A 19,256-nucleotide genomic window follows, 5' to 3' on the forward strand; every position below is an offset into this window, starting at 1 on the left:
CAATGGGATGGCCGGGCCGTGTTGGGCTAGAGGTTGAAGTCGCTGTCGTTGAGCTGATGGTTGCCGGCGATGTTGATGTGGAACGCCGCTTCTGCCCCATTTGCGGTAAAGCCAGAGACCACCGTGTATTCGCCGTCCGCGCGGGTTTCGTGTTCGATCACCAGATGCGTAGCGCCACTGCCACTCACCAGCGTGAAGGCCTGGTTTCCGGAAGCCCCGGCGTTGGCATCAATGTGGGACAGGTCGATCTTGTCCCCGGGGTGAAAGTCCCGAATGGTGTCGCCATCGGCGGCAGCAGAGCTGTTGAAACGGAAGGTATCGTGGCCGTCGCCGTCGTCAAAAGCATCAACGCCCTTGCTGGCTTTCAGAACATCGTCATGGCTGACACCTCTGATGTGGTGGACACTGAACAGTTCGTCATTGCCGCTGAGCAGACGGGGGAAAGTATGGTGTCCGTCAGTACCAATATCCGCGGCTGCGAAATGCTGCGAGCTCAATGCATGAATGCCGCTGCCGGAAGGTGAGGCCACGGCGAGGGGGGCAGCGCTGTCTGTCGTGGAGCTATCGACAACGTCCTGCGGCCGGAGGTCTCCGACGACGTGGTTGTCGCCACCCGCACCCTGGAAGACGATACGGTGGGCAGAGTTCAGCCCAGAGATATCGACGCTGTCGTTCCCGTTGCCGCCGTTGATGTGGATGGTGTTGTAGTTGAGGTGTGTGGTGGTGAAATCGCCCACGATGATGACATTGTCACCGTCACCTCCGGCATTTCCGCCACTCCCTGTACCGGCCGCCGTGTTGATGGCGATTTCCTCGATATTGCGGAGTTCGGCAATGACACTGCCGTTAGCGGGGCTGGCCCCGCGGGTGACCACGATTTCTGTTCCTGCGTTCTGCAGGGTGTGGGCATTGTTGCCAAATCCCCCAAGTGCCAGCCAGGCAGCAGCGGTATAGATCGAGAAGACTTCGCTGCTGGAATTGCCGTTGACGGTGAAGTTGTCGCCCTGGGCGGTTGCGTTCGCGCCGCCGTCGATAATATCTCGGCCGTCCGACCCGTTGTTGCTGTTGCCGCTGGCAGTATTGGCATTCCATACGATGAAGTCATCACCGTCGCCGGCGTTGATGGTGTCGTTCCCCTGACCGCCGAGGATGGTATCCCCGCCTCCAAGGGCGTTGATCGTGTTGCTGGCACTGTTTCCGGTTAGCACGTTCGCAGTAGCAGAACCCGTTAGGTTGTTGTTCTGGTTACCGGTAAGCGTTGCGTTCTCGACGTTGGCGTAATTTCCCAGATCCAGGCTGAGGGCGCCGTTCACGGTGTCCGTGCCGCCATTGCCAAGTTCAGTAACCTGATCCCTGTTATTGACGTTGTTGCTCACAGCATCAATGACATAGGTGTCGTCGCCACCGCCGCCGGTCATTAGGTCGCTGCCACTTCCCCCGTCAATATAGTCGTTGCCGCTCCCAGTGGTGATGGTGTCGTTGCCGCCATTGGCAAAAACGATATCGTTTCCGCCGTTGCCGGCGATGGTTTCTGCCGAATTGCTGCCAACGACGATTTCGTTCCCTGAGGTGCCCACGATGGCGCCGCCCGTCTGGTTGGTAACGGTAACACTGCCTGTGGCGCCGCCGGTTACGCCGTAAGTGAACGAGCCACCCAGTGTGCTGTTGTCGCCCACGGTAACGGACTGGCCGTTGCCGCTGTGCGTTACCGTCCGGAGCGTGTTACCGACATTGGTGACCGAGGTCACGCTCAGCGTCGTGTCCACATCGCTGTCGTTGCGCAGCAACGCCCAGTCCGGGATGACAAAGGTCGGGCCATTGTTGTTGCTTCCACCGGCATTGGTCAGGACGCTGTCCGCGCCGATGACACTCGGGTCCTCGACAGGGGTCACGTGAACCGTCGTAGTTGCGACCGCGCTATCCTTGAACCCGTCATTGACGGTGACATCAATGTGCCGGTCGGCGTTGGTCGGGTTGTCATTCGACGGGTTGGAGAAGGTGATCGCCGCAAAAGCGGCCTGGTACTGCGCCAGAGTTGCAATACCAGTCAGGTTGATCGACGTTGCATTGGTCAGGCCGCTCGGACCTGTGCCGTTGCCAGTTGCGACGATGGCGGCGGCAATGGCACCGATATTCAGCCGGTCGCCCACAACGGGGTCGCGCAACACTATTTTCGCCGATGACAAGACAGCGTCATCGGGGTCGCCGACCAGCGGGTCCGTCGCAATGAAGGGCGCAACGGGCTGCTGCTCGGTATAGTTGATCGCGTTATTGTTACCCGCAAATCCATCGACCAGTGGCCCAGGTACCGAGACCACAAAATTGTCGAAAGTCGCCGTGTGAGCCCCGTTATTGCCGGTGCCGGTCGCGATGGCGCTTCCCACCAGTTGCAGGACCGCGCTGCTTGAGAAGCCACCCGCTGGTGCCGTCACGTTGAACGAGTGCGGAGGGCCGCCGTTGTTAGTGGTCGACGTGATGGTCTCGAGAGTGACGAAGTTCACCCCGTCCGCCGCAAACCTCACCGTCACGGTTTCGCCGGCCGCAAAGTTGGCCTCATTGACATTGTAGCTGATGGTCGCGTTCGGCTGGCCCGCAAGATTCAGCGTGCGGGTGATTTCGGCGCCGTCACCTGTAGAAAAGCGGAGTGCATTGTTTGCGACCTGCACCTGCCCCGACGTGGCCGAATTGGTCGCGTCGTTGGTCTCCACCCAGTTGGATGCCCAGCCTGAGCCGCGAGCGTAGGCATTGTTTTGTTGACCAGAGAAGTTGTCCTGAGCCGCCGTCACCACCGAGGGTACCAGGGTGTGATGCAGATCGAGGGTCGGCGCCTTGTCGAAGTAGGCCTGCAGGCCGACACCCTGTGTATCCGAGAAATCGACCTTCTCGACACCGACCAGCAGGTCGATGCCATCGGTCGGGGTACGGATCGTGCCATCGGGGTTAAGCCCACCGTGATCAGTGATCTTGATCGCGAAGACATCATTCCAATGGTTGTGAGGGTCGAGAACGGCATGGCCAGATGCATCGAGCGCCTCCAGCGTATAGTCGGCAAGGCGACCGGTATAGACCGCCGTGTCAGACGAACCGTCCGTTCCACCGTCGCCAAGCGTGATGTCCTTGAACAACTCGGTACGCAGCATCTCGCTGAAGTGCCGATCAAAGCCCGCACCTGCCAGCAGGCCGCCACTCAGGTGGTCCGCATACCCGACGCGATGCGAGGCGCCCTGATAGCGGGCATCCTGCAACTGGTCGGCGTCAGTAAGTCCATCGTTGTTGTTGTTGTGGTCATAGGTCGAAGCGTTGCCGTTGGCGTCCACATAGGACCCGATCAGGGCGCTCAGCCGCACCGAACCGCCCACGATCAGATCGTTGCCGCCGAGACCAGTCAGACGATCATTACCGGAGCCGCCCACCAGCCAGTTGTCGCCGGCAATGCTGGCGTCAGCGCCGGCACCGGCTGCAGTCGCATCGTCGCCAATCAGCGTGTCGTCACCCTTTGAGCCAACGACACCGTCAATCTGGTACGATTGCACCTGAATTGACGAGCCGTTTGGAGTGGTGCCCGGGTTCTGCTGGTTCGACAGATCGAACGTCACGCCGCCCGGACGAAGGGTGTTGTCGCTGAAGTCGATAAGGTCAAAGCCCTTGTCGTTTACGTCGGAGCCGTCGCCGCCGAGCACTTCGTCGCCGCCGATAGTCAGGGCGCCTGTCGGATCGCCGGGACGAAGAATGTCGTCGCCGTCGTCACCAAACAACTGATCCTGGTCCGAACCGCCAACAACCACGTCATCGCCATTGTCGCCGTACAGGATATCGCCACCCGAACCACCATCGACATAGTCGTTACCGTCACCGCCATGGGTGAACGGATCAGTATCCTGACCGCCATAGACGCGGTCGTCGCCCGAGCCGGCCGAAAGTTTGTCAATCCCGATGCCACCATCGAGCACATCGTTACCCGAACCGCCGATAATCTGGTCGGCACCGTTGATGTCGGAGCCAGACGACTCGCCGTAGAGGAAGTCATCCCCGGCACCGCCGTCGATCAGGTCAGGGTTGTCGCCGCCCTTGATCGTGTCGCTACCTGCACCGCCATAGAGCCGATCAATGCCGTACCCGCCAAAGATCGTATCGTTGCCTTCCTCGCCATAGACGGTGTCGTCTCCGCCCTGGGCGTAGATCAGGTCGTTACCCTTGCTGCCGACGATGACCTCGCTCGACTCCGCGCCGCTATTGGGCGTGCCGTCGAGATTGACAAAGTCGTTCTGGCCGTAGGCGCTGCTAACATCGGTCTCGGCGAGCCGCGTGTCCTGAATGTACTGAACGCCGCCGATCGTAACGACGTTTCCGTCGTTGGCACTGCTTGGTCCGCCATTTGTGTAGATGCCGATCGTGCCGTTTGCGACAGCAGCATTGTCGCCATACTTGTGCTCGTTACCGGTCGTCAGAGCCTCGTCACCGGACGCAACGACCTCTTTCTTGGCCGCCAGCTCCACATACTGGTCCGCATAGCCAAACACGTTGCCGTTGAGATGGGTGAGCCCGCTGTTGCGCTCTACTATGTCTTTGAGCTGTGCGTTGGCGACTTCCTCACCAAACTGCTGTCCGGCCAGACGGTAGAGATAGTAGAACCGGTCGCCGTCCATCAGCGACTCAATCTGCGTCACAAAGACAAGATCAAAGGTTTCGCCGAGCAGGCCGCCGGGTTGGTGGACCTCCGCCAGTCCGCCAAGCCAGGTGTCGATCTGGTTGAAGCCAAGCGTGCCAGCTCCGCCATTGCCAACGTCGCCTGAAAGAAACGCGACTGCAGCGGCGGCGGTATAGCCCATGGCCGCATCAGAACCTTCGGCAATCGACCCATCTGCGAGGCCAATGATAGCCGCCGCCTTGTTCATGTCGCCGTCGAAGGAATAGACGGCGATGAAGTTCACTAGCGAGCCCGGATGCTGCATGTTCTGACCGAAGTCATTCCAGCTCGTGTAGCGCACGAGGCCAAGCGCCTCCCGGAAGTCGTTCAGCGTAGGGATGCCAATGTCGCGGCCGCGAGCAATGTTGATCGCAGCAAGGTCCAGCGGCTGTCCCAGCAGACCCTGGTTAAGGGCCGGTGTGACAAACTCATCGACCTCGTTCATTTGCTGATGGGTCATACCCAGCAGGATTGCCGCAGGTCCTACTGCACTATAGGTCTCCGGGTTGAGGAACGCGTCGTGGAGCGCGTACCCCATGATCTTGCCTGTAATGCCATGCGTGGGATCAATCGTGTCGATCGTCTCACGTAGCGTCGAGTGGCCGAACCGGAACGCAACCTGAGCGTACTCAAGCGACACGTCCGGTAACTTGTCAGGCGAGTACCCCACAAACTCCTGGATGTTGGGGGACACATTGCGGGCGTACTGGTCCACCGCAGCGTGCTGGTATTCCATTTCCACAATGAGCTTAGCGCCCTGGAAGATCTTTTCCTGATCCCAGGAAACCTGGCCGTTCGCGTCGAGGTAGTCGCCAGCCGCATTCATTCCATGACCGGTGTTGATCTGGAATTCGTGCAGCTTGCCGTGGGTCGCGTCGTTGCCGGCAACATCCTGCCGATGCAGCGCGTCGATCAGATTGTCGACCTGGAAGTTGTGTTCTTCGTGGAAGACGTGGTGGACCGACGTCAGCCCGAAATTCTCGTTCACGCGACCATCGCCGGCGATGTAGTGATCACCGACCGAGGCCATCAGGATTTCACTGACGGCATTCTGGGCCGCAGTGCCAATTGTGGTCTGCAGAACGCTGTTGGTCTCCATGATCCCGAAATTGCTGAAATCGACCCATGGGAAGAGTGCGCTGGCGCCAGTCAGCACCGACCCCGGTCCCTGCAAACCGGTCAGCGTGAGCATCCCATCGACCATGCCGATATTGACGGCACTACCGAAATTTGAATGCAGATCTGCGTTCAGGGTAGCAAGCGCCCCATCCACCACCTGGTCCTGCGTCAACTCGCCGTTGTTCAGCGTGCCGTCGTGGTTGGCATCGTTGAAGCCATTGCTGGAATAGAGGTGGGCCGCGTCAAAGCGCGGGTTCATGTCCAGCAGCAGGGCCTCACCGCTCGATCCCGTCGTAACGTGACCGGCGTCATCGCGATTGCGCAGATCGCTCAGATCTTCCCAGGTCAATGCATCCCGACCGGTGGCCACGATATGGGCGCGCAACTCGTTCAGCGTCGGCAGGGTGTCGTTGGTCAGGGTGCCATCCGGCCTCGCCCACTGCGTTGCCAGGGTCGTACCGTCCAGCAACTTCATGCCGGCGCGGAAATCATCCGGACTGCCGGTCGTCGTATCGCGCACCCATTCGCGCAGCAGCTGCGTGCGCTGCAAATCGGAACCATAGGTCTGGCTCTGATCGATGAACGGCGAGACGTGGTTGACGTATTCACTGCCCTTTTCGTCGATGGTCTGCACCGTCGCACGATTGATGGTGATCTCGGTCACGGGTTTGCCGTCCGGACCGGTCATTCCGTACAGTGGATCGTCAACCGCGAGCGCGATCTTGATGGTGACATTCTTGCCGCTCGAATCCAGTTGGCCCTTGTCGATGAAGTCGAGGCCATGGTCGAAGAACTGTCCGAAAAGGACGAAGAAGCCGTTCGACGGAGACACACCGGGATTGAGGCCCCCGATGAAGTGATCGCCCTGTCCAGCAGAGGCCTCGAGGCGAGCCTGGGTGTCGACCTGTCCAAGGCCGCCGTTTGCGACCGTCTTCAGTTGCCCCCAGTCCAGCACAGTCGCTTCGCCAGTCGGGCCGTAGCAGATTTCGCTCGGCGTGTGGTTCGCGGCGTCTGCGTCCCCCTGGTGATTTGCCCAGGTGTCGTAGGTGACGCCAGCCGTTGTCGTGGTCCGCGAGATCATGCGTGGCGTGTAGTCGATGACGTTCTGGATATTGATTGCCGAGTGATCGGCAGCCTGAGTGTCACCTTCAACCGCAGCAGCGCTTGAGTCCGTTGTCACCGCGTAGTTCTGGTGGGCAAGGGCGTATTCCGTGGTGAAGCCGTGGAAGTTGCCATCGAGTTCGCCGCCCGAATAAGTGACTTCCGCAGGTGTACCCGACAGGGTCTCCAATTCGTCGATGGCAGGCGAAGTCTGAACGATCACAGTGCTTGTGTCGGAGTTCGTGCCGTTGGCCGTCGTCAGGGTGGTGGTGGTCACGTCCTTGACGTAGTCGAACGTCGTGGTGGTCGTTGTCACCTCAGTGCTTGTGGTGGTTTCGGTCCGGACCAGATGGTGTCCGTCCACAACCTGGGTGGTGGTCGACGAACCGGACACAACGGTGACGTCGGTTCCGGTAGAGATTACTTCCTGCGTCGTCTTGCTGATGCCCGGACCGAAGAACACCGAGTTTGGCCCGCTGTCGAACACAACGGTCTCGGTCTTCGTTTCGGTCGACGTTTCGGGCGCAACAATAGTTACAACCGGGCCAGTGGTCGGCGCGCCGGTCGCTTGCTGCAGGTAGTTCAGGTAATCGGCAAGGACAAGGCGGGGGAAGATCTGACCGGTGTCGCCGTAGTGCGACAACTGCGGGGACAAGTTGTTCCAGAAGCCGCTGACATCTCGGGTACCGGCGAGATCGGTCACATTCTGGTACGATGCCCCGTAAGCCTCGATGGCCGCAAGCGAGGCAGTATCACCTGCTATCTGGCCGCCGGTACCGATGAGTGCGCCATTGATGTCGTAGACGCTGCCCGTGCCGTTCCAGGCGACAATGATGTCACCGTCCGCATTGAACAGTGGCACAAAGTTAATCTGATCCAGAATAAACTGTATGTCTGTCTGGTTGATCATAAACGGCTTGAGGCTCATGGCATCGCTCCCGGTACATCCAGATCACAGTGCAGATAACCGCTCGTGAGAGTGGGCCCTGCACATGGAACTACTCATCGGGTACATTAGGCGCGCCTCTAGTCACGCCGTGAGATCAGAAAGTCCCATCAGATGCCCCTGCTCAAGACCCACGAGCCAGATGCGACCTTAGTCCTAGTGGGATGGTGGGGACGCCTGCGGCAGCAATGGCTGCGCATGAGCTTGTCACTGCAATTCCTCGTTGCAGCGGGGCTGGTGGTCTCACTATCGATGATTGGCCTGGCGACATTGGCCAGCGAACGCATCCAGACCAGCGCGACACGAAGCGCTTCGGAGGCCGGTGCGATCTTTCTTCAGGCATTTCTGCAGCCCTATGTACAGGACACAGTCGGCTCAGGTCCGCTGTCGCCAGAGGTGGTCGCCACCCTCGACGGCCTTTTGCTGTCGGACCCCACCAGGCCCTTCATGATGGTCAAGATCTGGCGGCTGGACAGTACGCTGCTCTACGCCTCCAACCCCAACGTCAAGCAGAACGAGGGCGTGGAGGCTGAAATCCGGACGGCAGCATCGGGTGAATTGGCGCGGCATTTCGAAGAACTCGACGAAGAGGTCAATGGCATCGCCCCCGAAGACAACGTCACTTTGCTCGAGGTCTACGCGCCGCTCTACCGCACGGGAACGAACGAGATCATCGCCGTCGGTGAATTCTATCAGAGCGCCGCGGGTCTTATCGCCGAACAACAGCAGACCGGCGCGCTGACCTGGGCTGCGGTCGCCATCAGCACCGTTTCAATGTTGGGCATCCTTTTCCTGATTGTCTCCCGGGGCAGTCAGACCATTCATCGACAGCGCCGCCGCCTTGAGCGGCAGTATGTTGAGGCCAACGCATTGGCAAATCAGAACAGTCGCCTGCGGCGGCTGGCTGAGCGGGCCCGCGAGGATGCTTCGGAGGCGAATGAGAAGTTCCTGTCGCGCATCGGCTCGGAACTGCACGACGGCCCGATCCAGACGTTGTCCCTGATGATGTTGTCACTTCAGTATGGCCGCGATGGCACTGAGGATGATGACGCATCGGATCCTCCATCTGGCCCGCCGAGCACCATTCGACTGGCGCGCGCCCTGTATCGGGAGCTCCGCGAAATATCCGTCGGGCTGATATTGCCGGAGATCGAGAAGGCCACGCCCGCTGAAGTCTTCGAGATCGCGGTCAGCCGCTTTGAGTCGATGACCGGCTCCAGTGTTGTCCTTGACCTCAAGGAGATGCCGGAGCAACTCACCAAGGTCGTCAAGATATGCTCTTACCGGATCGTTCAGGAAGCCCTCAGCAATGGCCATCGCCACGCCGGCGGAGCCGGGCAGCGGGTGTATGCGGGCGCTGCCGATGGACGCCTTCGCATCGTCATTACTGATGACGGCCCGGGCTTTGATACCGCCAGAGCGTCCAAACCAGGTGATCGCCATCTGGGGCTGATCGGGATGCAAAATCGAGCGAAGTCTTTGAAGGGCAAATTGACCGTAAGGTCTAAACCTGGAGGCGGCACACGCGTTTGGGCGGTCCTGCCAATAGAACCCGCGACGAGCGACGAGTTCTAGACCGCGATGTCAAGCTGCTGCTGAGCAGCAAGGGCTACTTCTACGCGGTTACGCGCATTAAGCTTGCTCATCAGGTTGGTCATGTGATGCTTCACGGTCTTTTCTGAAATCTCCAGTTTGCTGGCGATTTCTTTGTTTGACCGCGCTTGTAGCAACAGCGTGACGACCTGCTTTTCGCGCTCGCTGAGCCGTGTGGCGCGGTCTGCATTGGCTCGGGCAGAGCGGTTTCGCAACCCCGTCAGAACGCGCCCCGCGTGTGCCCGTGAAATAAAGATGTCCCCCCGAAGCACAGTGGAGACCGCGTCAAATAGTTCATTTGAAATGCTGTCTTTTACGACAAAAGCACTCGCCCCGCTATCAAGCGCCTTCAGGGCAATATCAACACTGGTAAATGCTGTGAAGACAATCACGATTGTCTTGCCAGACGCCGATATCTCCTCAATCGCGCCAAACGGGTCACCTGGCATACTGAGGTCGAGAAACATGAGTTGGGGCGAACACGAGGCGAAGATGGCTCTTGCATCATCGGCTGACACACCCTTCGCTACAACCGAAAAACCCTCTTGTTTGGCAAACAGGGCGCTCACGCCCTCAAGCAGTACCGGGTGGTCATCGACAAACGCTACCGTTACTGTGCCAGACATACCCAGAACCCGACTGAACTAACTACCTCCGCATTTCTACACAGAAAGTGTGGCTTGGCAAATAATTCCGTTAAGAATTGGTTAAGGTCATTGACCGGTCTGTCGGCGTCCGTGCCGTCCCCGCGTCTATACGATCAGGTACTGGAAACCTGGACCAACTGGCCTGCCCGTATCTTGGTCGATTTGGCGCTGTTAGCTCCAGCCGCAGGAGCCACTTTGATCAGCTGGAGCCGTGTGGCAGAACAGCAAAATGAGCCGCACTTCAACCGGATTTGGCGCGATGCCCTGGTCACTGGCAGCAATTTGTGCGCCTGCCGAGCCGGCGAGAGTTCCCATTGCTGGCGCCGCTCTATCCCTTGCTGAGAAACCGCTGACCGGCCGTGTCCCAGATCTGTCACCTGCCGAGGACTAGGGTGTCGCTGGGGCCAGAATCACAGATTTTGCATGCCAGACGCTGCCGTCTCAGAGAAACGCGCGGGCAGGTCGTCAAAACAATTGGACCCTGCGGGACCAGACGTCGCCTTCGTCGGACCGCCGTGCCTGCGCTACCCGCCCGGGGCTTGGGCTCCTTGCTGGCTCGCCTCGGGTTACTCTCGGGCGCCAGTTCTTGGCGATGTTTCAGGCGGTACTGGCACACGCACTCTGTCCAGGTTTGGCTAGACCAGTCGATCCAGGCACGCAGTTGTCGCGACCGAGGACCTATTCCAGGGTCGCCCGTGCGAAAATAGCACGGGTATTTGACCTGAATCACGTGTTTATGCTGGGAACGTGGTAGGCTGTCCGTCTCTCTCCTATGCATCCAGCACAAGAGGGGCTCGGATGTCAGCCCTGCGTCCACACCGCGGGCGTCCGGTATTTCTGGAGACCACGACTGGTTTGACGAGGTTGGCCATCCGCTGGTTTCGCGGTGATGAGACCTTTCAAAACGGCAGTCGAAATGGTCGTTTGGATGCCTCCCCTTGTAGGGTGCTCAGCTTCTCCTTGATCTGGATCAAGTGGGTCGAGCGAGCCAACGCCTAGCGTGGATTTACGGTGGTAGCGTCTTTCATAGACAGCAAAAGGCCATTGCTGCGCCGGTGGAGGTCTCATTATGGAAAGACAGCGCGAGCGTCAGGATTCAAAGACAGTGCTTCGGTTGATGCCGCCAGACCTTCCCTTTCTGCCTCCACACTTAGGGTATAGGCCAGCGGGGATCGAGGATGTCGCCCAGTACGCGCTACCGAACTTGCCTGTGTTATGGACGAAGGGTGTGTAGGTATCCTTCTGCGTTGTGACTTGCTGACGTCATGGCCGTCCGCCAAAGTTCATCAAGCCCAGATGGACGAATTCTCATGTGCAACCTCTACTCGGTCACCACCAACGTTGAGGCCCTCCGGGCGCTCGTGAAGACATTTGAGATTGGCCAGGGGATAGGCAATCTCGAACCGCAGACCGGTGTGTTTCCGGACTTCGTGGCGCCCATCATCCGCAACCGGGATGGCATTCGGGAACTGACCAAGGCCGCTCGCTGGGGCCTCCCATCCTCCTCGCGCGCGCTCTATGAAGCACCCCGCACCCGAGCACAGAAGCTTCAGGCTAAGCAGGGGCGCGACCTCACGGCGGAAGAGTTCAACGACCTCGTGAAAATGGAGCCGGACCGCGGCCCCACCAACGTCCGCAATGTCGACAGCCAGCACTGGAAGCGGTGGCTTAGTCCTGAGCATCGCTGCGTTGTGCCATTTACAGCTTCTCCGAGTTCGACAACGCCGAGAGGCCCGGTGGTGGCAAGATGGGAGACACCTGGTTCGCCTTTGATGCCGATCGGCCGCTTTCCTTCTTTGCCGGCATCTGGGTTCCTCAATGGACCAGTGTTCGAAAGATCAAGGAGGGTATCATCAGCACGGACCTGTTTGCCTTCCTCACCTGCGAGCCCAATGACGTGGTGGGCTCGATCCACATGAAGGCCATGCCGGTGATCCTCACCACCCAGAGGAGGTGAAGACGTGGCTCACAGCGCCGTGGACGGAAGCCAAGGCACTGCAACGGCCATTGCCGAATGGCGTACTTCGGATCGTGGCAGTGGGGACCAAGGAAGATGGACGGCCAGAGTTCATGACAGCGGGGGAGACGCTGCCTTGAGTAGGGCCAATTCGTGCGCACTTGGCGACAGGTAGCGGCTGGGCGGTCGGTCGGTCGGAATCACGCGACCGTGTTACCCCGGTGTTACCCCGCAAAGTTCACGAGCGGTGCAGTCCAAACTCAGCGCACCAAGCGCATTGATTTCAATGGAGATTTTGGTGCACCCGGAGAGATTCGAACCCCCGGCCTCTGCCTTCGGAGGGCAGCGCTCTATCCAGCTGAGCTACGGGTGCAGCAGAATGAGGGAATAGGCGATTGGGCGGGGAAGTGCAAGACGGCGCGCGGCCGGGATTTTGGGATACCCACGGCTGGCCGCCTTGCTGGTTTTCGGTTGCGGCGCTGAGAGGATGGGACAATGAAATCCTCGGGCGCAGGGGCTGTGCACGAGTTCCGCGCCGAGGTTCTCGAGCAGAGGTGCCACGCGGGTTTCCGTGCAGGAGTTACAGCGCCGTCGCAGCGGCAACCGCTGCAGACCGGCTCGCGGCGGCTCCGGCGCGGGCAGTCAGCGCTCGGCGCGGTGCCAGAGGCGGTCGAGTTCGCCGAGCAGCTGGAAGGTGATGGCGTCGTCAGCCTCGGTGACTTCGTCCTCGTGCTCATCGTCCTGTGCCTCCTGCGTCTCGGCATGGAGGCGGGCGAAGATGCTGGCGATGCCGTCTTCGATTGTGTCGAAGGGCTCGTCGGCCTGCTCGTCGTCCGAGAGCGAAAGGGCCCGGCCGTCGCGGTGCTCGGCGTGAGTGGGAATGGCCCAGGACGCCTCGAAACGGGCGGCGTCAGACTCGCGGGCTTCGGCGGCCTCCACAGTATCTGGTGGCGCTTCCACTATCGGCATGGTGGTCACATCGGGCACGGGCTCGACAAGGATTTCGGGCGCGGCGGTCTCGAGTTCCGGGCCAGACAGCGGCTGTGCATCGGAGGAGGCCTCAATCGCGGGAAGCGCAGTTTGAACGGGCGATTCCGGATCGTCGGGGAACGCGGCCAGCATTTCGAGTGCGGCCATCACCTCGTCGGGCGGCGTTTCCGCTGCGGGAGCGAAGGTAGTCTCCATCGTGTTGGCGGCTTCTGCCGCGGGGTTGAAGGGGTCGTCGTTGTGCAGACTGGTCTTGTCGTCCATCGGTCTCGGTCCCTTTCGTTACGCGTTTGACGCTAGGGACGACCAATGGCCCGTTTCGGACCCTCAGATGACCATTTCGTGACGATTTCGGGTCGACGTCCTAGAATGGGACCGGCGCATGAAACTCCACCCAGTGGCCCTGCGGGTGGTTGAAGCCGAGTTCTTCAGCGTGCAGTTGCAACCGGTCGGCGGCGGCGAGCGCATCACCGGTAGCGTAGAACACATCGCCGAGGATCGGGTGACCGATGGCCAGCATGTGGACACGCAACTGGTGGGTGCGGCCGGTGAGCGGATAGAGCCGGACGCGGGTGATCCCCGGCTCGCGCGCCTCGACGCGCCAGTCGGTCTGGCTGGCCCGGCCGCGCTCGTAGTCGACGCGCTGGCGGGGCTTCTGCTCCCAATCAGTGGCGAGCGGCAGGTCGACGTGGCCGCTCTCGGCCTCCATCTCACCCCAGACCCGCGCCACATAGGATTTCTTCGCCCGTCGCTGCTCGAACTCCTGGCCGACATGGCCAAGCGCTTTCTTGTTGAGGCACATGACGAGGACGCCCGAGGTGTCCTTGTCCAGCCGGTGCGCCATGGCGGCTGTGGGCCAGCGCTGTTTGACGCGCGCCTCGAGGCAATCGGCGAGCGCCGGGTCCTTGCCGGCCACACTCAGGAGGCCCGAGGGCTTGTCGAGCACCACGATATCATCGTCCGCATGGAGCACCGTCAGCCACGGCTCGGTGGGCGGGTGGTACTCGAACGTCTTGGGCATGGGGTTGAGGACGGGCGGCTGCATGGGCGGGGCATAGCAGCTTTATCGCAACCCACAAACCGTGACTTACGTACCTCAGATCGGGCTGGCATTTGGCGGCATTTGGCGCGTAAATAGTGCAACTCGAAGGCACACCCATCCGGGCCGGTGCCTCAGCAAATCCAGCGGAGGAATGCAATGAGCGCGAAGCGTCGTGTGGGTGTGGGGATTATTGGTTGCGGCAATATCTCGAGCCAGTATCTGAAGGCGATGCGGGACTTTCCCGTGCTCGACATCATCGCCATCGCCGACATGAAGCCCGAGGTAGCCGACAAGAAAGCTGCCGAATTCGGGCTCAAAGCGGTGAGCGTCGAGGCGCTGCTGGCCGACCCCAAGGTCGAGATCATCGTCAACCTCACCATTCCCCGCGCCCACGTTGAAGTGGGCCTTCGCGCGCTCGCCGCCGGCAAGCATGTCTACAGTGAAAAGCCGCTCGGGGTGACTTATGCCGAGGGCAAGACGCTTGCCGCAGCGGCGAAGAAAGCCGGGCTCCGGATCGGGGCCGCGCCGGACACCTTCCTCGGCGGTTCGCACCAGACGGCGCGGGCGCTGCTCGATTCGGGCAAGGCCGGCGATATCGTTGGTGGCACCGCGATCTTTGCCTGCCCCGGGCACGAGCGCTGGCACCCCGATCCGGCATTCTACTACGATATCGGCGGCGGCCCGGTGCTCGATATGGGTCCCTATTACATCACCGACCTCGTCAACCTGCTCGGCCCGGTGAAATCGGTGCAGGCGATGAGCGCCACGCCGCAAAAGGAACGGCCGATCTATTCGGAGCCCAAGAAGGGCCAGATGATGCCGGTCAAGGTTTCGACCCATGTCGCGGGCCTGATGCAGTTCCACTCGGGCGCCATCATCCAGGTGACACTGAGCTTTGACGTGCCGGCGCATGCGCACCTCCCTATCGAGCTCTATGGCACCAAGCAGAGCGTGCTGGTGCCCGATCCCAACATGTTCGGCGGCGAGGTCAAGGCACGCGCGCCCTCGACCAAGCGCTGGCGCAAGGTGCCGGTCACCCAGCCCTATGCGGATGCGAACTACCGCTCGCTGGGCGTCGCCGACATGGCCCACGCGATCCTCGAAGGCAGGCCCCACCGTGCCTCGGGGGATCTGGCGTTGCACGTGCTCGAAGTGATGGAAGCGTTCGAGACGGCGAGCCGCGAAGGCCGGGCCGTCGAGATCGTCACCCCGGTCGAGCGGCCGGCGCCGCTTGCCGACTCGATCAAGGACGGCAAGATCGGCTGAAATCTCGCTGTTGTGCCGGGTGGTTCCCCACGCGTTAGTCATCTGGTAAGAGACGACGATGCAACGGGCACCATCCCTCTGGCGCAACGCGCGCACCGTCATGGCAATAGCCGCCGCGAGCAGCCTGGTTACAGGCTGTTCGATGGCTGGCTTGCCCAATTTCAAGATGCAGCCCAAGCCGGCGGCAACCGCACAGCTGACTGGCGCGGCACCGACGCCGCTGATGCGGCCGGTTTCGGATGATGCCTTTGTGCCATTCGCCTTCACCGAGGCGCCGCACAGCAGTTCCAGCGTCGACGGCCTGATCGGCAAATATGCGGCCACTTACGATGTGCCGGAATCGCTGATCCGCCGCGTCGTGCAGCGCGAGAGCGGCTACAATCCCAGGGCGCGCAACGGCCCCTATCTGGGCCTGATGCAGATCCGGCACGATACGGCGCGCTCAATGGGCTACCGCGGGCCTGCCTCAGGGCTGCTCGACGCTGAAACCAACCTCAAATATGCGGTGAAATACCTGCGCGGCGCTTATGTGGTGGCGGGGTATAACTCGGACCGTGCCATCCGGCTCTATGCGCGGGGCTATTATTATGATGCCAAGCGTGCAGGGCTGTTGGATGAGGCCGGGCTAAGGTAGGGCCCCCTCTCTTCCTTCTCTCCTTGAGGGAGAATGAGGGGTCCGCATCGCATTGGCGATGCGCGATCCGAGCAAAGCGGGGAGCGACCGTTGCGGAGGAGAGAACCCCTCATCCGCCCTGCGGGCACCTTCTCCCTCAAGGGGAGAAGGAAGACTACGCGACTCGCGATAAACTTAGCTGCTGCCCTCAGGAGCCGACGGCAAGCCGGACCAGATCGGCAGCGTTGCGGGCGCCGGTCTTTTCCATCACGTGGCGGCGGTGCACTTCCACGGTACGGAACGAAAGACCCAACTCGGAAGCGATTTCCTTGTTGGTGCGGCCTTCGATGACGAATTCGAGGATCTGCCGCTCGCGCTTGGTAAGGGTGGCAAAGCCAGGCAGCAGTTTGCTGGCGGCTGCGGCCGATGACGCGGCCTCGGCGTCTTCAGCCACGCTGGCGGAGAGCCGGAGGTCTTCGGCAAAGCTGCTGATGGCGGTATCGATGATGTCGTCGGCGCTGTAGGGCGGGGAAAACACCCAACTGGCGCCACGCTTGATGGTCTGCACCACCAGTTCGGCCCGCACGCCTTCGGGGGTCAGCAGCATGATCTGGGTTGCCGGATGCCGGGTGCGGATGACACTGACAGCGGCCATGGTGCCGACGATCGAATCCGATGCATCGGCTAGCGCCATCACTACCAGATGGGGCGCGCGCACATCCATCAGGCGGTGCAGTTGCACGAAATCGGCGACCATGGCGCAGCGCATGTCGCGCGCCACCAGCGCTTCGAACAGCATCTGGCTGGCGGCAGTTTCTGGGTGCGTCAGATAGACGACGAGATCGGCAGTGTTGTCCGTGTGGACGAGTGCTGGCCCGGAATCGCGTTCCAAACTGTCCTCCTGAGGTTGCTGTGCCGCAGCGCTAGGCATGCCAAGGCCTGCCCATCGTTTGATCGCATCAGTCATACCGTAGCCCTCATTGATGGGTCAAACCTCGCCTCGAGCGGCAGCCGCAAAATCCCCGACTTCAACTATGGTAGCGCATGGCAGCGAGCACGCATTAACTTTTAAGTAAGCACTAACCCTCGGTAACGGCGCCGTTATTACCGGTGTCGCTGATCGCACTTCGCTGTGATCACATTTTGCTGAACATGCGGCCAAAAGATGGTGCCGGGCCGCGCTGATGCCGCCAGACGCCCGATTGTCCGGTGCAAAACCCGGCAAGGCCAGTTTCGCCACGGGTCCGCACTTCCTAACACTCGATTTGTGGGAATCTTCTCTTTGGGGCTTTTGAGATGTTGAGAAAACTGTCGGCCGAAGCTTTCGGCACTTTCTGGCTGGTGTTTGGTGGCTGCGGCAGCGCGCTGCTGGCGGCGGGCGTGCCCGATGTCGGTATCGGCTTTATGGGCGTTTCGTTCGCGTTCGGCCTCACCGTGCTGACCATGGCATACGCCGTGGGCGGCATTTCGGGCGGGCACTTCAACCCGGCCGTGTCGCTTGGCCTCGCGATCGCGGGCCGCTTTGAGTACAAGGACCTCGTCCCCTACTGGCTGGCCCAGCTCGTCGGCGGCATTGCCGGTGCGGCGGTGCTCTATGTCATCGCATCGGGCACGGCAGGCTTTTCGGCCGGCGGCTTTGCTTCGAACGGCTATGACGCGTTGTCGCCGGGCGGCTATTCGATGATGGCGGCCCTGGTTGCCGAAATCGTGCTCACCGCGTTTTTCCTGATCATCATCCTCGGGGCCACCAGCAAAGCGGCGCCGGTCGGCTTTGCACCCATCGCCATCGGGCTCGGCCTGACGCTGATCCATCTGATCTCGATCCCGGTGACCAATACCTCGGTCAATCCGGCCCGCTCGATCGCTGCGGCGATTTTTGCGCAGAATGGCGCGCTCGGCCAGGTCTGGCTCTTCATCCTCGCACCGCTGGTCGGCGGCGCGCTGGGTGCGGCGATCTGGAAGTACCTGCTGTCGCCGGGCGAAAGCGTCGGCAATGTCGGGCGCGAGAAATAAGCGCAGCACGCACCTAGAACTGAGCAAAAGGGCCGGGAAACCGGCCCTTTTCATTTAGCCCACCAGCCCATCCATCGGCTTCACACCAATCGAATCCGGGAACACCGACGTCGAAAGCGCCGCCTGGTCGATGCCCAGATGGTCACGCAGCACGCCCTTCAGCACCGCACGAAGGTCGGTGGTCGGCTTCAAATCCCGATCCTCGTAGAGATCGGCATCGCGAAGCCCCGGCCAGTCGGCGATCACACGGCCGCCTTTGACCGCACCGCCCAAGAGGAACGCCACCGTGGCCGTGCCGTGGTCGGTGCCCTCGTTGCCATTGGCGCGGGCGGTGCGGCCGAACTCGGTCATCACCACCACGACCGTATCCTTCCACACCGGCGCCATTTCTGTCGCCAGCGCATCGAGCGCGCCATCCAGCGCCCCGAGGAGATTGGCGAGCCGCCCCTCCTCCGCGCCCTCGTTGGTATGAGTGTCCCAGCCGTCATAGCTCAGCGCCGCCAGCCGTGGCCCACCGGCCTCGACGATCAGCCGGGCCGAGCCCGAGGCCAGCGCCCGGAACGAGGCCGCGACACCGGCGCCGCCCGATTTGCTGTCAATGCCCGCGGCCAGCGCGTCGAGATCGACGCCCTCGCCCAGCACCTTCGCCATCTCCGGGTCCTCGTGCGTGTAAAGATCGAGCAGCCGCTTCAGCGTGTCGGTCGAGGCCGCTTCCAGCCGGGGCGGAGTCCAGCTCAACGTTGGCGCATCGCCGCGGAGGATCAGTGGAATGGTCGGGCTCGCCGCCAGCCCGCTCACCGGCTTGACGCCTTCCGCACTCGGGATCGCCGCCGCGGCGCGGTTGAGCCAGCCGCTCTGCTTGACGCCCGGACCTGCCAGCCCGCTTTCCAGCACATCCTGCCCATCGAAATGCGAGCGCTCGCGATAGGGCGTCGCCGTGGCGTGGACCAGCAGCGCCTCGCCTTTCTGATAAAGCGCATGGAGCTTTGGCATGGCGTTGTTGAGCCCGAAAAAGCCATCGAGCGGCAGCGTCGCCTCGGCCCCATCGGCGCCGATCGCCATGTCACCGCGGAGCGCACGATAACTGGCATCGCCCACCGGTGGCACCACCGCGAGCCCATCCATGGCGCCGCGGAGGATCACCGCGACAAAGCGCGGATCGCGGCTTGCCGCATAGGCGGGTTTCGGGAGGTTGGCCCAGGCGACGAACGCTCCGGCCGAGGCGAGGAACACGCGGCGCGAGGGGCAGAGCAGCGCATCGGAAATCGACGGGGTTTTCATCATT

10 protein-coding genes, 1 tRNA gene and 1 pseudogene are annotated in these 19,256 nt (G+C 61.4%); 5 read left to right on the forward strand and 7 right to left on the reverse strand.

Features of this window, described 5'->3' with window-relative positions; genetic code table 11:
* Window positions 1-26: 26 nt before the first annotated feature.
* Window positions 27-7,835, reverse strand: a complete 7,809-nt coding sequence (locus ACO06J_RS13985) for a peroxidase family protein (RefSeq protein ID WP_421761334.1) — start codon at window positions 7,833-7,835, stop codon at window positions 27-29.
* A 132-nt stretch (window positions 7,836-7,967) separates the two neighbouring features.
* On the opposite strand from ACO06J_RS13985, the gene ACO06J_RS13990 reads away from it, so the two are divergent.
* Window positions 7,968-9,428, forward strand: a complete 1,461-nt coding sequence (locus ACO06J_RS13990; RefSeq protein ID WP_421761335.1) for a sensor histidine kinase — start codon at window positions 7,968-7,970, stop codon at window positions 9,426-9,428.
* Here ACO06J_RS13990 and ACO06J_RS13995 read toward each other — a convergent pair.
* The gene (locus ACO06J_RS13995; RefSeq protein ID WP_421761336.1) at window positions 9,425-10,072 is read right to left on the reverse strand and encodes a LuxR C-terminal-related transcriptional regulator; all 648 of its coding nucleotides are present in this window, start codon (window positions 10,070-10,072) and stop codon (window positions 9,425-9,427) included. The two genes, ACO06J_RS13990 and ACO06J_RS13995, sit on opposite strands and share 4 nt — an antisense overlap.
* Before the next feature lie 1,331 nt (window positions 10,073-11,403).
* Here ACO06J_RS13995 and ACO06J_RS14000 point away from each other — a divergent pair.
* Window positions 11,404-12,190 (forward strand): annotated as a pseudogene (locus ACO06J_RS14000) (SOS response-associated peptidase family protein).
* A gap of 156 nt (window positions 12,191-12,346) precedes the next feature.
* Here the strand turns inward: ACO06J_RS14000 and ACO06J_RS14005 are convergent.
* The 3 genes from ACO06J_RS14005 to ACO06J_RS14015 form a co-directional block, all read right to left on the reverse strand.
* Window positions 12,347-12,423: transfer RNA gene (locus tag ACO06J_RS14005), tRNA-Arg, on the reverse strand.
* A 269-nt stretch (window positions 12,424-12,692) separates the two neighbouring features.
* A complete protein-coding gene (locus tag ACO06J_RS14010; RefSeq protein WP_421761337.1) occupies window positions 12,693-13,301 on the reverse strand; it encodes a hypothetical protein in 609 nt (202 codons plus the stop codon).
* A 100-nt stretch (window positions 13,302-13,401) separates the two neighbouring features.
* Window positions 13,402-14,082 carry a pseudouridine synthase gene (locus ACO06J_RS14015; RefSeq protein WP_421761338.1) on the reverse strand — a complete coding sequence of 227 codons (681 nt, stop codon included), beginning with the start codon at window positions 14,080-14,082 and terminating at the stop codon, window positions 13,402-13,404.
* A gap of 153 nt (window positions 14,083-14,235) precedes the next feature.
* Here ACO06J_RS14015 and ACO06J_RS14020 point away from each other — a divergent pair, with 153 nt between their 5' ends.
* Window positions 14,236-15,345, forward strand: coding sequence for a Gfo/Idh/MocA family protein (locus ACO06J_RS14020; RefSeq protein WP_421761339.1), 1,110 nt, complete (start codon window positions 14,236-14,238; stop codon window positions 15,343-15,345).
* 58 nt (window positions 15,346-15,403) lie between these two features.
* A complete protein-coding gene (locus tag ACO06J_RS14025) occupies window positions 15,404-15,979 on the forward strand; it encodes a transglycosylase SLT domain-containing protein (RefSeq protein WP_421761340.1) in 576 nt (191 codons plus the stop codon).
* A 187-nt stretch (window positions 15,980-16,166) separates the two neighbouring features.
* Here ACO06J_RS14025 and ACO06J_RS14030 read toward each other — a convergent pair whose 3' ends face one another.
* Window positions 16,167-16,850 (reverse strand): LuxR C-terminal-related transcriptional regulator, encoded by a 684-nt coding sequence (locus tag ACO06J_RS14030; RefSeq protein ID WP_421761341.1) that lies wholly within the window; start codon window positions 16,848-16,850, stop codon window positions 16,167-16,169.
* A 404-nt stretch (window positions 16,851-17,254) separates the two neighbouring features.
* Between ACO06J_RS14030 and aqpZ the strand changes: the two genes are divergently transcribed.
* Window positions 17,255-17,971, forward strand: coding sequence for an aquaporin Z (aqpZ, locus tag ACO06J_RS14035; protein WP_421761342.1), 717 nt, complete (start codon window positions 17,255-17,257; stop codon window positions 17,969-17,971).
* A gap of 54 nt (window positions 17,972-18,025) precedes the next feature.
* Here the strand turns inward: aqpZ and ACO06J_RS14040 are convergent, their stop codons facing one another.
* Entirely contained in the window at window positions 18,026-19,255 is a 1,230-nt protein-coding gene (locus tag ACO06J_RS14040; protein WP_421761343.1) for a DUF1501 domain-containing protein, read from the reverse strand.
* Between the last annotated feature and the right edge of the window lies 1 nt (window position 19,256).

It is taken from the genome of Devosia sp. (assembly GCF_965229025.1).
In the GTDB taxonomy this organism is placed as follows: domain Bacteria; phylum Pseudomonadota; class Alphaproteobacteria; order Rhizobiales; family Devosiaceae; genus Devosia_A.

Excerpts from the sequence above, each read along its gene's own strand:
- ACO06J_RS13985 (WP_421761334.1), bottom strand. The coding sequence starts at position 7,835 with ATGAGCCTCAAGCCGTTTATGATCAACCAGACAGACATACAGTTTATT.
- ACO06J_RS13990 (WP_421761335.1), top strand. The coding sequence starts at position 7,968 with ATGCCCCTGCTCAAGACCCACGAGCCAGATGCGACCTTAGTCCTAGTG.
- ACO06J_RS14040 (WP_421761343.1), bottom strand. The coding sequence starts at position 19,255 with ATGATGAAAACCCCGTCGATTTCCGATGCGCTGCTCTGCCCCTCGCGC.
- ACO06J_RS14020 (WP_421761339.1), top strand. The coding sequence starts at position 14,236 with ATGAGCGCGAAGCGTCGTGTGGGTGTGGGGATTATTGGTTGCGGCAAT.
- ACO06J_RS13995 (WP_421761336.1), bottom strand. The coding sequence starts at position 10,072 with ATGTCTGGCACAGTAACGGTAGCGTTTGTCGATGACCACCCGGTACTG.
- ACO06J_RS14015 (WP_421761338.1), bottom strand. The coding sequence starts at position 14,082 with ATGCAGCCGCCCGTCCTCAACCCCATGCCCAAGACGTTCGAGTACCAC.
- aqpZ (WP_421761342.1), top strand. The coding sequence starts at position 17,255 with ATGTTGAGAAAACTGTCGGCCGAAGCTTTCGGCACTTTCTGGCTGGTG.
- ACO06J_RS14010 (WP_421761337.1), bottom strand. The coding sequence starts at position 13,301 with ATGGACGACAAGACCAGTCTGCACAACGACGACCCCTTCAACCCCGCG.
- ACO06J_RS14025 (WP_421761340.1), top strand. The coding sequence starts at position 15,404 with ATGCAACGGGCACCATCCCTCTGGCGCAACGCGCGCACCGTCATGGCA.